This is a genomic window from Streptomyces sp. NBC_01485 (genome assembly GCF_036227125.1).
Taxonomy (GTDB): domain Bacteria; phylum Actinomycetota; class Actinomycetes; order Streptomycetales; family Streptomycetaceae; genus Streptomyces.
Window position 1 is genome coordinate 3,587,224 of the sequence record NZ_CP109435.1, and the last position, 15,121, is coordinate 3,602,344.

Annotated in this window: 12 protein-coding genes and 1 pseudogene; 7 read left to right on the forward strand and 6 right to left on the reverse strand. The window is 71.6% G+C overall.

From position 1 onward, the window contains the following. Positions 1 to 137 precede the first annotated feature (137 nt). Complete coding sequence (locus OG352_RS16490; RefSeq protein ID WP_329217781.1) at positions 138 to 1,544, forward strand: amino acid permease; 1,407 nt, start codon at positions 138 to 140, stop codon at positions 1,542 to 1,544. Between the two features lie 195 nt (positions 1,545 to 1,739). After that, complete coding sequence (locus tag OG352_RS16495) at positions 1,740 to 2,162, forward strand: Mov34/MPN/PAD-1 family protein (RefSeq protein WP_093772653.1); 423 nt, start codon at positions 1,740 to 1,742, stop codon at positions 2,160 to 2,162. 60 nt (positions 2,163 to 2,222) lie between these two features. Here OG352_RS16495 and OG352_RS16500 read toward each other — a convergent pair whose 3' ends face one another. Both OG352_RS16500 and OG352_RS16505 read right to left on the reverse strand, forming a co-directional pair. Next, complete coding sequence (locus tag OG352_RS16500) at positions 2,223 to 2,576, reverse strand: hypothetical protein (RefSeq protein ID WP_329217783.1); 354 nt, start codon at positions 2,574 to 2,576, stop codon at positions 2,223 to 2,225. A gap of 157 nt (positions 2,577 to 2,733) precedes the next feature. Beyond that, on the reverse strand, positions 2,734 to 5,088 hold the full coding sequence (locus tag OG352_RS16505) for an immune inhibitor A domain-containing protein (RefSeq protein WP_329217784.1): 2,355 nt from the start codon (positions 5,086 to 5,088) through the stop codon (positions 2,734 to 2,736). Between the two features lie 438 nt (positions 5,089 to 5,526). Between OG352_RS16505 and OG352_RS16510 the strand changes: the two genes are divergently transcribed. After that, positions 5,527 to 5,859: a hypothetical protein gene (locus OG352_RS16510; protein WP_329217786.1), complete on the forward strand. Its 333-nt coding sequence runs from the start codon at positions 5,527 to 5,529 to the stop codon at positions 5,857 to 5,859. Positions 5,860 to 5,938: 79 nt separating this feature from the next. On the opposite strand, the gene OG352_RS16515 is transcribed toward OG352_RS16510, so the two are convergent. Together OG352_RS16515 and OG352_RS16520 are read right to left on the reverse strand one after the other, a co-directional pair. Continuing rightward, positions 5,939 to 6,622: an RDD family protein gene (locus OG352_RS16515; RefSeq protein ID WP_329217787.1), complete on the reverse strand. Its 684-nt coding sequence runs from the start codon at positions 6,620 to 6,622 to the stop codon at positions 5,939 to 5,941. Positions 6,623 to 6,797: 175 nt separating this feature from the next. Then, a complete protein-coding gene (locus tag OG352_RS16520) occupies positions 6,798 to 8,678 on the reverse strand; it encodes an RDD family protein (protein WP_329217788.1) in 1,881 nt (626 codons plus the stop codon). Positions 8,679 to 8,975: 297 nt separating this feature from the next. Between OG352_RS16520 and OG352_RS16525 the strand changes: the two genes are divergently transcribed. Continuing rightward, complete coding sequence (locus tag OG352_RS16525) at positions 8,976 to 9,452, forward strand: SsgA family sporulation/cell division regulator (RefSeq protein ID WP_329217789.1); 477 nt, start codon at positions 8,976 to 8,978, stop codon at positions 9,450 to 9,452. Between the two features lie 106 nt (positions 9,453 to 9,558). On the opposite strand, the gene OG352_RS16530 is transcribed toward OG352_RS16525, so the two are convergent. Beyond that, the gene (locus tag OG352_RS16530; RefSeq protein WP_443072288.1) at positions 9,559 to 10,974 is read right to left on the reverse strand and encodes an FAD-binding oxidoreductase; all 1,416 of its coding nucleotides are present in this window, start codon (positions 10,972 to 10,974) and stop codon (positions 9,559 to 9,561) included. Between the two features lie 92 nt (positions 10,975 to 11,066). Between OG352_RS16530 and OG352_RS16535 the strand changes: the two genes are divergently transcribed. After that, positions 11,067 to 12,464 (forward strand): tetratricopeptide repeat protein, encoded by a 1,398-nt coding sequence (locus OG352_RS16535; protein ID WP_329217792.1) that lies wholly within the window; start codon positions 11,067 to 11,069, stop codon positions 12,462 to 12,464. 21 nt (positions 12,465 to 12,485) lie between these two features. On the opposite strand, the gene hppD is transcribed toward OG352_RS16535, so the two are convergent. After that, positions 12,486 to 13,631 (reverse strand): 4-hydroxyphenylpyruvate dioxygenase, encoded by a 1,146-nt coding sequence (hppD, locus tag OG352_RS16540; protein ID WP_329217793.1) that lies wholly within the window; start codon positions 13,629 to 13,631, stop codon positions 12,486 to 12,488. A 137-nt stretch (positions 13,632 to 13,768) separates the two neighbouring features. Between hppD and OG352_RS16545 the strand changes: the two genes are divergently transcribed. Together OG352_RS16545 and OG352_RS16550 are read left to right on the forward strand one after the other, a co-directional pair. Further along, positions 13,769 to 14,275: an Lrp/AsnC family transcriptional regulator gene (locus tag OG352_RS16545; protein WP_329223856.1), complete on the forward strand. Its 507-nt coding sequence runs from the start codon at positions 13,769 to 13,771 to the stop codon at positions 14,273 to 14,275. Positions 14,276 to 14,462: 187 nt separating this feature from the next. Beyond that, positions 14,463 to 15,062: pseudogene (locus tag OG352_RS16550) on the forward strand (ABC transporter permease); the annotation flags it as partial. Positions 15,063 to 15,121 lie beyond the last annotated feature (59 nt).

Below are 15,121 nucleotides of genomic sequence, written 5' to 3' on the forward strand. Positions count from 1 at the left end.
GCGTCGCGGGCGTGATAGATCTTCACGATCGCCCGGCGGACGCCATCCCTGTCCCGCCGGGTGCGCCGTGTGGCCGACGGACCGTCGACCGGGCAACTCCAGTACATCGGGGGGATTCGGAGAAAGGCGCACCACACATGTCGGAGAAGGCCCCCGAAGAGGGGTACGAGCGCGGACTCGGCAGCCGCCAGGTCCAGATGATCGCGATCGGCGGCGCCATCGGCGTCGGCCTGTTCCTGGGGGCCGGGGCGAACATCGCCAAGGCCGGACCCAGCCTCATCTTCATGTACGCCCTGGCCGGCGTGATCATCTTCTTCATCATGCGGGCGCTCGGCGAACTGCTGCTCTACCGCCCGGTCTCGGGCTCGTTCGCGGAGTACTCCCGCGAGTTCCTCGGCCCGTTCTTCGGCTACTTCACCGGCTGGACGTACTGGCTGATGTGGGTCGTCACCGGCATGGCCGAGCTGACGGCCGCCGCGATCTACGTCAACTACTGGTTCCCGGCCGTCCCCCGGTGGGTGACCGCCCTGGTCTTCCTGGTGGTCCTCTTCGGGGTCAACCTGATCTCCGTGAAGCTCTTCGGTGAGCTGGAGTTCTGGTTCTCGATGGTGAAGGTCACCGCGCTCATCGGCATGATCGTGATCGGCCTGGGCGTGCTCACCTTCGGCTTCAGCAGCGCCGGTGACACGGCCGCCGTCTCCAACCTGTGGGCGTACGACGGCTTCTTCCCCAAGGGCGTCGGCTCGTCCCTGATGACCCTGCAGGGCGTCATGTTCGCCTACCTCGCGGTCGAGCTGGTCGGTGTCACGGCCGGCGAGTCGGAGGACCCGGAGAAGACGCTCCCGAAGGCCATCAACACGCTGCCGTGGCGCATCGCGCTGTTCTACGTCGGCGCGCTCACCGTCATCCTCTGCGTCGTGAAGTGGACCGAGTTCGCGCCCGGGGTCTCGCCGTTCGTCGAGGCGTTCGCGAAGATCGGCATCCCGGCGGGCGCCGGCATCGTCAACTTCGTCGTGCTGACGGCGGCCCTGTCGTCCTGCAACTCGGGCATGTACTCCACGGGCCGCATGCTGCGGAACCTGGCCGACAGCCGCGAGGCCCCGGCGGTCTTCCGCAAGCTCTCCTCGACGAAGACCCCGGCCTTCGGCATCACCGTCTCCGTCCTCTTCATGGGCATCGGCGTGATCCTGAACTACGTCGTCCCCGAGAAGGCCTTCGGCTACGTCACCTCGGTGGCCACCGCGGCCGGCATCTGGACCTGGCTGATGATCCTGGTCAGCCATGTCCGCTACCGGCGCGAGGTCGTCGCGGGCCGGCTGCCCGCGTCCAGCTTCCCGGCCCCGGGCGGCTCGGCGTTCAGCTGGGTGGCCATCGTGTTCCTGCTCTTCGTCACCGGCCTGATCGCGTACGACGCCGACTCCCGCATCTGCCTGTACGTGATGGCGGTCTGGGCGGCGGCCCTCGGCATCGGCTGGGCGGTCCTGAAGCGCCGCGACCCGCAGATCGCCGACCGCGGCGCGGAGGAGTTCGAGAAGGTCGGCTGAGCGCTCCGCCGGGAGGGCCGTCGATCGGCTGCGGCGCCGTCGTGGTTGTTCGCGCCCACACGGCGGAGCCGCACATCGACAGAGTCCCGCGCCCCTCAGGGCGCCGCCCGACCGCTTCTGCAGGCAACGTCCGGCATGTGGGCCGCTCCGTACCACTCTTCGGTACGGGGCGGCCCTCTGCTTATCCTGGCGACCATGCTGACCATCACCCAGGCCCTCGTCGACCAGATCGTCGCGCACGCGCGCAGGGACCACCCGGACGAGGCGTGCGGCGTCGTCGCGGGCCCGGCGGGCACGGACCGCCCCGAACGCTTCGTCCCGATGCTGAACGCGGCCATGTCGCCCACGTTCTACGAGTTCGACTCGGGCGACCTGCTCAAGCTCTACCGCGAGCTGGACGACCGCGACGAGGAGCCGGTGATCATCTACCACTCCCACACCGCGACCGAGGCCTACCCCTCCCGCACCGACATCTCCTACGCCAACGAGCCCGGCGCCCACTACGTCCTGGTCTCCACGGCGGACACCGACGCCCTCGGCGACTTCCAGTTCCGCTCGTTCCGCATCGTGGACGGCGTGGTCACAGAGGAAGACGTGAAGACGGTGGAGGCGTACTGAGACTGAGCAGGGTCGGCGTCGAGGCGGAGCCCCCTACGCCGCCTACGCCCTCCTACGCTCCTACGCAGCCGCTCGTCGCAGCAGTGACGTGATCGGGCGCCACAGCTCCGGGACCACCAGCGCGCCGAGGGGGGCGCCGTTGTCGGGGGCTGTGCGCCAGATGAGGCCGTCGGGGTGGTGGAGGACCGCCGTGATCTCGTCCGGGGTGGGTGGTGCGGCGTTGCCCCGCAGGTAGACGGCGCGCAGGCCCAGGTTGCGCAGGCGGGTCAGGGCTCGGGCGCGGTTCTGGGCGAGGACGAGGACGCGGACGTCCGTGGCGGGGCCCGGGAGGCCCTCGCGGGCGGCGGGGCGGGGCAGGTTCAGCGCCACCACCACCATGCCGTCGGGCAGCTTGCAGAAGCCTCCTGCGGCCATGCGGTCACACCCCCGTGCGAGTCGGTATCGAGGTCGGCGCCGGTGCCGGCGTCCGTGTCGGTGTCAATAAGAAGTCCACAGGACGCACCTAAACACGATCGGCGGCAACCCGCCAGGGGGTCACCGCCGATGTGTGTCTGACCTGCTAAAACGTCGGCTACTTCACCGAGGGGCCGACCTGGACCTTGATCGTCGAGCCGTTCTCGGGCTCGCTGAGGATCTTGATCGAGGTGTTGGTGTCAGTGACCTTCACACCGGCCAGCGGGGTCGCCGCGTCGTAGTACGTCGACTTGCCGTCGTCGAAGGTCGAGACGCCCGAGACGGGCTTGATCGTCACCGCGACGCCCGCCTGGTGCAGCTTGATCTTGTCCGTGCGGTGGCGGCTGAACGGCGAGTCGAAGCTCTGCAGACGGCTGTTCATCACCGTGCCGTCGGCCCACTTCAGCGGGGTCGGGTGCGCGTCGATCGGGAGGATCAGGCCCTCACCCGGGTGGACGCTGGTGTTGTCGTCCGCCTGGGAGGTGTCCCACTTCCAGATCAGCAGACCGTTCTGGTACGCGTAGTGCTCCACCCAGCCGGGACGGGTGTTCGAGAAGCCGAAGTTGTACGGGCCGACCTGGAGGGTCTTGTCGTACGACACGTACTGGCGGTTCTCGGCGATGTAGTACTGGGCGTAGTCGTCCGTGATGGACACGCCGATGCGCGAGAAGCCGGTCGCCGTCCAAGCCGCGTCCACGGTCTCCGCGTTGTCGGAGAACAGCGGTGCGCCGTTCGCCGTCAGCGTGATCTCGTCGGCCGTGAAGCCCTTCTGGGCCACGCCGCCGTCGCTGGCGTAACGGAAGCGCAGGTTGATCTTCTTGCCCGCGTAGGCGTCCAGCGGGAACGTCAGCTTCTGGTAGGCGTCGACCGTGCCGGTGAGGGCCGGCTTGCCGCTGCCGTCACGCGGGACGGCGGAGCCGTCGGCCAGCTTGCCGTCGACCGGCGTGTAGCTGGCGCCGCCGTCGGTGGAGACCTCGGCGTAGAGGTAGTCGAAGTCCTTCTCGATGTCCCACCAGGCGTCCAGGGACAGCGAGGCGGAGGACTTGCCGGTCAGGTCGACCGTGCGGGTCAGCGTGTTGCGCAGGTTGTCGCCGCTGCCGCTCCACCACTGGGTCGCGCCCTGCGCCGGGGCGACCACCTCGGTGGTGACCTTCTTCTCCGGCAGGTTGACCACGAGGGCCTGGGCGTTCTTGGTGTTGTACGCCGCGACGCCGAGCGTGTGCTGGGACTTGACGCCCGCCTTGGCCACGTCGTAGTCCAGCCAGCCCAGTTGCAGCTTGTCCCAGGCGTTCATGTCGCCGGGCAGGTCGCCGATGGACTCCTTGCCGGTGCCCAGCCACGAACCGGAGGACATCAGCGTCCAGAAGCCGGTGGAGTTGTCACCGCCGCCGGAGGTGTCGTACTCGTCCGGCAGACCGAGGTCGTGGCCGTACTCGTGGGCGTAGACGCCCAGTCCGCCGTTCTCCGGCTGGATGGTGTAGTCGCCGACCCAGATGCCGGAGTCGCCGATCTGCGCGCCGCCGAGCTTGTTGGTGTCCGGGCCGGTGGCGCCGGAGTCGGTGCCGAAGGCGTACCAGCGGTGCGCCCAGATGGCGTCCTTGCCCTGGGCGCCGCCGCCCGCGGACTCGTCCTCGCCGGCGTGCACGATCTGGAAGTGGTCGATGTAGCCGTCGGGCTCGTTGAAGTTGCCGTCGCCGTCGAAGTCGTAGCGGTCCCACTGGTCGAACGCGGCCAGCTCCGCCTTGATCTGGGCGGGGGTGGCGCCGGCGGCCTTACGCTCGGCGACCCAGGCGTTGACGCCGTCCTGGACCGCGTACCAGGCACCGGTGTTGGCGTCGTTGGAGCCGTAACGGGCCTCGTTGTAGGGGACCTTGACCCAGTCGGTCACCTCGCCGTCGACCGAGTAGCGGCCCGAGGACTGCTTCTCGTAGTACTTCTTCAGCGACTCGGTGTTCTGGCCGGTGCCGAAGTACAGGTCCTGGAAGTGCTTCTGGTTGTAGTCCGCCTGCCAGGCCGTGGAGTTGTTGTCGGCCCGGTCCGGCTTGGCTATCCGGTTGTGCAGCGGGCCCGCGGTGCCGCCGTAGCGGGGGTCGACCTGGTCGCCGAACTCGACGAGGATCGTGAAGATCTTGTCGGTCTTCTCGCGGCCGAGCTCGACGTACTTGCTCTTGTCGCCCTTGCCGCTCTTGAGCTGGACGACCTTCGAGCCGTTCCGGTCCTTCACGGCCGCCTCGCCGGAGATGACCTGCTTGAGGGCCTCCTCGCGCTGGGCGTCCTGGGTCTTGCTGAGCGGCCCGTCGAAGTCGTGCTCGTGCGCCTTCGCCGGCTGCGGGTCGTGCCCGTCCGCCGCGGGGGCCTGGGCCGAGCCTGTCTCGGCGGCCTGCGCCACTGCGAACGTCGTGAACGTCGCCGAGGCCGCCGCAAGGGCGACGACCGTCGCGGCAGTCCGATACGTCCAAGATTTGTTGGTCACTTGATGTCCTCCCACGCACGCGCCCTGCTCGCGGACAGAGGGGATCCCCGTAAGGGGAGGCCCGCGGCTTCTACGCGTGTAGTCAAGTGACGCCATTTGACTACTGGTTTAAAAGAAAAGACAGACCTTGACTTGAACAAGTCAAATGCATTATCGGGAGCCGCTGTTCGCATTGCGGACACATGACCGTTACGTGACCGAGTCCGGGGCGAGATCCGTGACGGGGTCCGGCGGGGTCCGGCGGGGTCCGGCGGGGAACTGACGGGAGCCTGGCGGGGACCCGACGGGCGCGCGGGGCAGTCCACTTGGTGGACGCCATGACTCCGTGCGCCCCCTGTGCACCGGCGCCGTGGGTTAGGTCACGCTTACCGTTCGGTCCGCTCGGGCATGCAGCCGAATAGAGTCGAGACCGCCCCCGCTTCCGAGGACACGATTGCCATGCCTCGTCCGACTGTCGCACAGCTCACGTACGGTTCCTGCACCGTCATCTTCTCGACGCTCGCCATGCTGCTGCTGTCACAGACGAGTTCGGGCCCCGGGATCGCCGTCGTCGTCGTCGCCGCGGTCGCGCTCGGCGTGCTCGTCGCCATGACGGTGCCGACGCCGAAGCCGCCGCGGGCCCCCGTGGCCCGCTCCGCGGCCAGCAACTCCGCGGCCCCGCCCGCGAGTCGGCCCGAACCCGTCTCCATCTCTGTCCCTGTCTCCGTTCCCGTCTCCGTTCCTGTGTCCGTCTCGGCTGCCGAGCCCGTCCGGGAGCGCACGGCACCCTGAAACGCGGCGGTACGACGGAGGGGCCGGCCCACGCCTCATGGCTGCGGGCCGGCCCCTCCGCCGTGCGGCGGGCGGTACGTCAGGGGGTGCTGACCACGACCGTCTTGGCCGCCTTGTCGTGCAGGCCCTGCTTGTAGGGCTTGTCGAAGTAGCTCCAGCCGCCGCAGATCGCCGTCCACAGGCAGGCGCAGCAGAACGCGAACGGCAGCCACAGCACCAGGGCCCGCACCAGTGACGTCTGCACGGAGGGCGTGGAGCCGTTGTCGAGGTTGGCCACGCGCATGCCGAGCCACTTCTTGCCGAGCGTCTGGCCGGCCTTGGCGGTGAGGATCGTGTCGTACGCGACGTACAGGATCGCGGCGACGAGCTCCCGGCCGAAGGTCTTGCCGAACTCGAGCTCGTCCGCGTCCGTCGTGTACTGCGCGACCCCGAAGGCCCACGACAGCAGCAGCACCACGACGAAGACGAGGATCATGTCGATGATCCGGGCCAGCGTGCGCCGGCCGCTGTCGGCGAGCGGCGGCATCCCGGCGAGCGGGTCGGCGGGGTAGCCGCCGTAGGGGTCACCCCCGTAGGGACCGCCGCCGTGGGGGTCACCGCCGACGGGACCGCCGCGGTACGGATCCTGGGGTCCCTGCGGGGTGTCGTACGGCGAGCCCTGCCCCCCGCCGTACGGCGGGGGCTGCTGCGGCGGCCGCTTCTTGAACGGGTCGTCCTCCGGCGGCTCGCCGCCGCCGGAGCCGGGGGGCGGTTCGGTGGTCATGCCCCCGAGTCGACCCCGAACCCCTCCGCTCCGCATCCGGCGAGCGGCCGTCCGGGGTACCGGAGTACCGGTGCCGGAGTACCGGTGCCGGAGTACCGGTGCCGGAGTACCGGTGCCGGAGTACCGGTGCCGGAGTACCGGTGCCGGAGTACCGGTGCCGGAGTACCGGTGCCGGTCAGCCGGCGACGAACGTGTGCGCCGCCTTGTCGTGCCAGCACTGCCGCCAGGGCTTGTCGAACGCGCCCCATACGACGCCCACGACGCCGACCACGAGCAGACCCGGCACGCTGTACACGAGCCAGCGGCGCAGGGCCGCCCCGAAGGACGGGGGTTCACCGCCCCCGATGTCCCGCACCTCGAGTCCGAACAGCTTCTTGCCCAGCGTGCGGCCCCACTTGGCGGTCGGCAGCGCCTCGTAGACGACCCCGAAGACCAGCAGGACGCCGAGGACGATCCCGAGGTACACCGACGTCGTGCCGTCCAGCAGCCAGACGGTGACGGTCTCGCCGGTGAGCTTGGCCGCGTCGATCTTCGCGTTGACGTGGTCGAGGGCCTTCACGCCGAGCGGTACGGCGGCGGCGGAGGTGACGGCAGCGAGGACGAGCGTGTCGACGAGACGGGCCGCCAGCCGCTTGCCGAGGCCTGCGGGACGGGCCGAGGCCTGCCGCCGGGCGGCCGCCTGGAAGATGTCCTCGACCGGCGGCTTCCAGGGCGCGACGGGCCCGTCCTCGGCCCCCGCGAGCCGGTGCACCTGCTGCGCCCAGGACGGCTGCCCGCCACCGGGACCGGGGGCCGGCGGGACGGACGCGGATGCGGATGCCTGGGCGGCACCCTGGGCGGCGACTGCGGCGGGCTGAGGCTGGGGCACGGCAGGAGCACCGGCCTGCTGGGGAACGTTGGGGGCGGCCTGCTGGGGTCCGGGGTGAGCGGCGGACGCCCGCACGCCGGGCTGGGCGGCGGGTTGCCCGCCGGGCTGGGCGGCCGGGAAGCCGGCGGGACCCTGCGGGGCGGGGGCGCCCGGCGGCTGAGCCGCGGCCGCCCGTTCGGCAGCCGCCTTCCCGGCCCCGAAGCCGGGCCTGGCAGCGGCGGGGGCGGCGGGCGCCGCCCCGGAGGCCACGGCGGGGTCAGTGCCTGCGGAGCCCGGCGCCCCGAAACCGGTGCCGGGGGCGGCAGCGCCCTGCCCTTGCCCGCCGAAACCCGAGCCGGGGGCAGCAGCGCCCGAACCCGGCGCGCCGAAACCCGCCCCAGGCGCCGCGCCGCTGCCGGCCGCGCCGACAGGTCCCTGGGTCCCGAAGTCGGCCGCGGCCGGACCCGCCGGACCCGGCGCGCCGAAACCGGTCGCGGCCCCGCCGCTGTCCTGCGCCGCCGCAGGGAACGTCGGGGCGGGCGTGCTTCCGGGGTGTGCGCCGGGGGCGGCCGGGTGGTGGGGTGTGCGCGGGGGCGGCGTGCGGAAGGTGACCGTGCCCTCGTCAGGGACGGGGCCCCCGGGGCCGGACGCACCGGACGGGGCCGTACCGGACGGCGATCCGGCCACCCCCGCTCCCCCGTCGCCCGACGTCGGCCGGCGGAAGACGAACGTGCCCCCGGAGACCACGTCCCCGGCCCCGGCCCCGCCGCCGTCCTCCGGTTCTGTGGGCGGGATCGTCGCCGTGCCGTCCGTGCTCGTCGACTGGCCGCCGGGCTGGGCCGGAGACGGGAGCCTCGGGTCGGGGGTCTGCGGGCCGCCGCCCCAGGAGACCCGGCGGTCCTGGTCACCGCCGAAGCCGGACTGGTGGGAGCGGTCGGCGCCCCACGCGGAGGCCGGCTCGGGCCGGCCGGCGTAGGGGTCGGCCGGGGCCGGGTCCTCGTCGAAGAAGTGCGGGCCGGTCTCCTCGACGGAGGCCGGGGGCGCGCCGGACGGGGGCGTGAGCGGTCCGCCGTCGGACGGGGCGGGTCGGCTGGTGCCCGGTACCCAGGCGGAGCCGTTCCAGTACCGGACGTATCCAGGGATGGACGGGTCCGGGTAAAACCCTTCGCGGGGCCGGTCGTCGCCGGGTGCCGGGGTTGGGGCGCTCATGTCCGTCGTCCCGTATCTGCTCGGGGGTGGGATGGGAACCTCCACATCTATCAGACCGGCGCGGCCGCCATCGCCAGTCCCGTCGGACCCGCCCTTTTACGGGCAACCCCGTGCACGCTCTTCACAGGTTCGGAACCACCCGCCGGAACACCCGTAGGGACACCAGCCGGAACCCGTCGCCGGAAGCCGCCGAAAAAAGTTCTCCGAACCCGCGTAATGGATCCGGCTCCACCCTCTCTCCACTCGTAAGGGCCCAACGGGTGCCCGTACGAGGTCCGTATCGAGAGGAGAACCGACATGCATCACACCGTGGTGGAGCGCGAGCTGGAGCTCAAGCTCATCCTGTCGCCGGAGCGCAGCATCCCCGTCCCGGCCCGGCTCAGCTACCGCAGCGACGACCCCTTCGCCATCCACGTCGCCTTCCACACCAACTCCGAGCACCCGGTCGACTGGACGTTCGCCCGCGAGCTGCTGGTGGAGGGCGTGTTCCGGCCGTGCGGGCACGGGGACGTGCGGGTGTGGCCGACGAAGGTGAACGGGCGCGGCGTCGTGCTGATGGCGCTGAGTTCGCCGGACGGCGACGCGCTCCTGGAGGCGCCCGCGGCCCAGGTCTCGGCCTGGCTGGAGCGGACGTTGCGGGTGGTGCCCCCGGGGACCGAGGGTGAGCAGCTCGGCATCGACGACGGTCTGGCCGAACTGCTCGCCCCCACCCCGGCCGACGACCTGTGGCTGCGCGACCCGTGGCCGTCGGACGAGTCGAGGGAAGGGGAGTGACTCCGAAAAACTGTGACACTTCGCTACCCAGGTGTCACAGTTTTTCGGGAAGGGGGTGTCCCCCCGGCGACCACCGGCGACCACCGGTGACCACGGGCGACCACCGTCAGAACAGCTTGCCGGGGTTGAGGATGCCCAGCGGGTCGAAGGCCGCCTTGACCGCCCGCTGCATCTCCACGCCCACCGGGCCGAGTTCGCGCGCGAGCCACTCCTTCTTCAGCACGCCCACGCCGTGCTCGCCGGTGATGGTGCCGCCGAGTTCCAGGCCGAGGCCCATGATCTCGTCGAAGGACTCGCGGGCGCGACGGCACTCGTCGGGGTCCTGCGCGTCGAAGCAGACGGTGGGGTGGGTGTTGCCGTCCCCGGCGTGGGCCACGACCCCGATGGTCAACCGGTGCTTCTGCGCGATGCGTTCGACGCCGTCGAGCAGCTCGCCGAGTCTCGACCGGGGCACGCACACGTCGTCGATCATCGTCGTGCCCTTGACCGCCTCCAGGGCGACGAGCGACGACCGCCGTGCCTGGAGCAGGAGTTCGGACTCGGCGAAGTCGTCGGCGGGGACCACCTGGGTGGCGCCGGCCGCCTCGCACAGCGCGCCGACGGCGGCGAGGTCGGCGGCCGGGTCGGGGGTGTCGAAGGCGGCGAGGAGCAGGGCTTCGGTGGTGTCCGGCAGGCCCATGCGGGTCAGGTCGTTGACGGCCCGGACCGTCGTACGGTCCATCAGTTCGAGGAGGGACGGGACGTGCCCGTCCGCCATGATCCGGCACACCGCGTCGCAGGCGGCGGCCCCGGACGCGAACTCGGCCGCCAGCACCAACTGCCGCGGCGGCTGCGGCCGCAGCGCCAGGACCGCCCGTACGACGATGCCGAGCGAGCCCTCGGAGCCGACGAACAGGCGGGTGAGGTCGTACCCGGCGACGCCCTTCGCCGTACGGCGGCCGGTGGACATGAGCCGGCCGTCGGCCAGGACGACGTCCAGGCCGAGGACGTACTCGGCCGTCACCCCGTACTTCACGCAGCACAGGCCGCCCGAGGCGGTGCCGATGTTGCCGCCGATCGTGCACAGCTCCCAACTGGAGGGATCGGGCGGGTAGTACAGCCCCTGTTCGCCCACCGCGCGGGAGAGGGTCGCGTTCACGACGCCCGGTTCGACGACGGCGATCCGGTCGACCGGGCTGATCTCGAGGATCCGGTCCATCTTCGTCAGGGAGACCACGACGCAGCCCTCGGAGGCGTTGGCGCCGCCGGACAGGCCGGTGCGCGCGCCCTGCGGGACGACCGGGACGCGCAGCTCGCTCGCCGTGCGCATGACGTGCTGGACCTCCTCGACCGTGCGCGGCAGCACGACCACGGCCGGGGTGCCGGCCGGGCAGAAGCTCGCCATGTCGTTGGCGTAGGAGAGCGTGACGTCCGGGTCGGTGAGGACGGCGTCGGCGGGCAGGCCGGCGAGGAGACGGTCGAGGAGGTCGCCCGTCGCCACGGACGCGGCGGTGTGTCGTGCTTCCGAACGGCTCATGATCAAAGGTTCGCACCCGGGGCCATCGGTGTGAACCCCGTCCGGCCACCCCTTCGGCTGACGTCCTCCGGTCGCCGTACTGCCGCACAGTGAGCGCCATGGAGAGGGAGAAGGTCTCTTGGTTGCGTCGGCGGCTGCTGCTCGTCGGCTCGCTCGTGGGGTGTCTCGTGCTGGGCGGCGGGGTGCTGATGTGCCTGCCGGGCGACGAGCCCGCCGTCCGCTCGGCGCCGGCGGCGGGGGCGCAGGCGGGCACGGCGGTCCGGGCGGGGGTGCCGGCCGCGCTGCCCGATCTGGCGGTGCTGATCGGCGAGCGCGAGAGCCGGGTGCGGGCGCATCCGCGGGACGCGCGGTCCTGGACGGTGCTCGCCGCGGCCTACGTCGAACAGGGCCGGCGCACCGCCGACGCGGCCCTCCTCTACCCCAAGGCCGAGCAGGCGCTGCGGACCTCGCTGAAGGTGCGCCCCAAGAACAACGCCGAGGCCCTCGACGGCCTGGCCGCGCTGGCCAACGCGCGCCGCGACTTCCCCGCCGCCCTGGCCTTCGGCGAGGCCGCGCGCAAGCTGGCGCCGGCCCGCTGGACGACGTATCCGCAGCTCATCGACGCGTACACCGGGCTCGGCGACTACAAGAAGGCCCGCAAGGCGCTCGACAGGCTGACCGCGCTGCACTCCGGTCCCGCCGTGCGGGCGCGGGCGGCGGGCGTCTACTGGGAACGGGGCCGACGCGAGGACGCGCAGGCCGCGCTGGCCGACGCGGCGGCCGGCGCCACCGCCCCCGCCGAGCAGGCGGCCTGGCTGGAGCGGGCCGGGGAGTTCGCCTGGGAACGCGGCGAGCGGGAGGACGCGCTGCGGCACTTCCAGGAGGCGGTGCGGCTCGACCCCGACCAGCGGGCCGCGCAGGCCGGGCAGGGGCGTGCGCTGGCGGCCCTGGGGCGGACGTCGGAGGCGCTGAGCGCGTACCGGACGGCGCTCGCCCGGCAGCCGCTGCCGCAGTACGCGCTGGAGCTGGGCGAACTGTACGAGTCGCTGGGGCTCGCGCAGGCGGCGCGCGTGCAGTACGACCTGCTGCGGGCGCGGGTCCGGACGGACGCGGCGGGCGGGGTCGACGGGGACCTGGTGCTGGGCCTCTTCGAGGCCGACCACGGGGATCCGGCGTCGGCGGTCCGACGGCTGCGCGCCGAGTGGCGTCGGCAGCCGGGGATCCCGGTCGCGGACGCGCTGGGCTGGGCGCTGCACCGGGCCGGCGACGACAAGGAGGCGGTGAAGTTCGCCGCGATCGCCACCGACCGGGTGCACGGGGGCGCGGTGCACAGCGCGCCGTACCTCTACCACCGGGCCATGACCGAGCGGAGCCTGCGGCAGGACGGGCCGGCCCGCCGGCACCTCCAGGAGGCGTTGCGGATCAACCCGTACTTCTCGCCGCTGCTCGCCCCGGCCGCCCGCGCCACGCTGACGGAACTGGGCGCCGAGCCGGCCCCGGCGGACCTGCCCGAGTAACCCGGCCCCGGCCCGGTGGGCCTACAGGTTGCCGCGCTTCTCCTGCTCGCGCTCGATCGCCTCGAACAGGGCCTTGAAGTTGCCCTTGCCGAAGCCCATCGAGCCGTGCCGTTCGATGATCTCGAAGAAGACGGTCGGCCGGTCCTGGACCGGCTTGGTGAAGATCTGCAGCAGGTAGCCGTCCTCGTCGCGGTCGGCGAGGATCCTCAGCTCGCGCAGGGTCTCGACGGGGACGCGGGTGTCGCCGACCCACTCGCCGAGGGTGTCGTAGTAGGAGTCGGGGGTGTTCAGGAACTGGACGCCCGCCGCGCGCATGGTCCGTACCGTCTGCACGATGTCGCCGGTGTTGAGCGCGATGTGCTGGACGCCCGCGCCGCCGTAGAACTCCAGGTACTCGTCGATCTGGGACTTCTTCTTGGCGATGGCGGGCTCGTTGATCGGGAACTTGACCTTGAGCGTGCCGTCGGCGACGACCTTGGACATGAGGGCGCTGTACTCGGTGGCGATGTCGTCGCCCACGAACTCCTTCATGTTCGTGAAGCCCATGACCTTGTTGTAGAAGCCGACCCACTCGTTCATCCGGCCGAGCTCGACGTTGCCGACGCAGTGGTCGATCGCCTGGAAGGTGCGGTGGGCGCGCGGTTCGACGATCGGGGCGGCGGCGACGTAGCCGGGGAGGTAGGGGCCGTCGTAGCCGGAGCGGTCGACGAGGGTGTGGCGGGTCTCGCCGTACGTCGCGATCGCGGCCAGCACCACCGTGCCGTGCTCGTCCTTCAGCTCGTACGGCTCGGCGACCGGGCGCGCGCCGTGCTCGATCGCGTAGGCGTACGCGGCGCGGGCGTCCGGGACCTCGATGGCGAGGTCGACGACGCCGTCGCCGTGCTCGGCCACGTGCCCGGCGAGGAAGTGGCCCCAGGTGGTGGCGGGCTTGACGACGGAGGTGAGGACGAAGCGGGCCGAGCCGTTCGTGAGGACGTACGAGGCGGTCTCGCGGCTGCCCGTCTCCGGTCCGGAGTAGGCGACCAGCGTCATGCCGAAGGCGGTGGAGTAGTAGTGCGCCGCCTGCTTGGCGTTGCCCACGGCGAAGACGACCGCGTCCATTCCCTTCACCGGGAAGGGATCGGCCTGCCGGGCGGTGTCGGGAGTGTGGTGTGTGGTCTGCGTCATGACGAAAGCCTCGCGCCGGGCAGCAAGGTGCGCAATAGTTCGCTCCATCGCTGGGCAATGTGTGCAGCGGTACGACGGTTTCTGCGGGCTTTCTGTACAGGGTGACCATCACGGTGACGATCTCGGAGGCGGGCGGCGTGGCGATCGATCATCTGGACGGCCGGATCATCGTGCTGCTGGCGCGGGAGCCGCGGATCGGGGTGCTGGAGATGTCCCGGCGGCTGGGAGTGGCCCGGGGGACCGTGCAGGCGCGGCTCGACCGGCTTCAGTCGAGCGGAGTCATCCGGGGATTCGGCCCGGAGGTCGATCCGGCGGCCCTCGGCTACCCGGTCACCGCGTTCGCCACGCTGCAGATCCGGCAGGGGCAAGGGGCCGACGTACGGGCGCACTTGGGATCCGTCCCGGAGGTGCTGGAGCTGCACACCACCACCGGCGGCGGGGACATGCTGTGCCGGCTGGTGGCCCGGTCCAACGCCGATCTCCAGCGGGTGATCGACCTGGTCGTCGGTTTTGATGGCATTGTCCGGGCCTCCACCGCGATCGTGATGGAGAACCCCGTTCCGCTGCGGATCATCCCGCTGGTGGAGCAGGCGGCCGCACAGGCCCTGGACGACCGGGAAGGGCCTGGCCGGCCTGTGGGGTGAGGGCGTGTGAGCTCCTGGGAGTACCTGGCCGACCGGCACCGGCAACTGCTCACCGACGCCTGTCAACACGCCGGCGTCGTCTTCCAGTGCATGGTCGTGGCGACCCTGCTGGGCGTGCTGATCGGGGTCGTCGCCTACCGCAGCGACTGGGGCGGCAACCTCGCCGCCACCGCCACCTCCACCATCGGCCCTGTGGCAGCAGGTCCAACTGACCGTGATCTCCACCTTCTTCGTGCTGGTCATCGCGATCCCGCTGGGCATCCTGCTCACCCGGCGCAGGTTCCGCAGGGCGACCCCGGTCGCGCTGGCCCTCGCCAACATGGGGCAGGCGACCCCCGCGATCGGTCTGCTGGCGCTGCTGGTGATCTGGCTGGGCATCGGCCGCCGGGCCGCCCTGATCGGCATCATCGCCTACGCCATCCTGCCCGTGCTCTCCAACACCGTGGCGGGGCTGAAGGCCAACGACCCGACGCTGCTGGAGGCGGCCCGCGGGATCGGCATGTCCCCCACCGGGGTGCTGTCCCGGGTGGAACTGCCGCTGGCGATGCCGCTGATCCTGGCGGGCGTACGGACGGCTCTCGTCCTCAACGTCGGCACGGCGACCCTGGCGACCTTCGGCGGGGGCGGCGGCCTGGGCGTCCTGATCACGGCCGGCATCACCAACCAGCGCATGCCGGTCCTGGTCCTCGGCTCGATCCTCACCGTGTCCCTGGCCCTGCTGGTCGACTGGCTGGCCTCCCTGGCCGAGGTACTGCTGCGGCCACGGGGACTGGAGGCGGGGAAGTGAGCAGGGCGGCGAGAAGGCGGAGGTCCTGGGCGGTGAGCAGGGTGCGGTGTCTGGCCGGG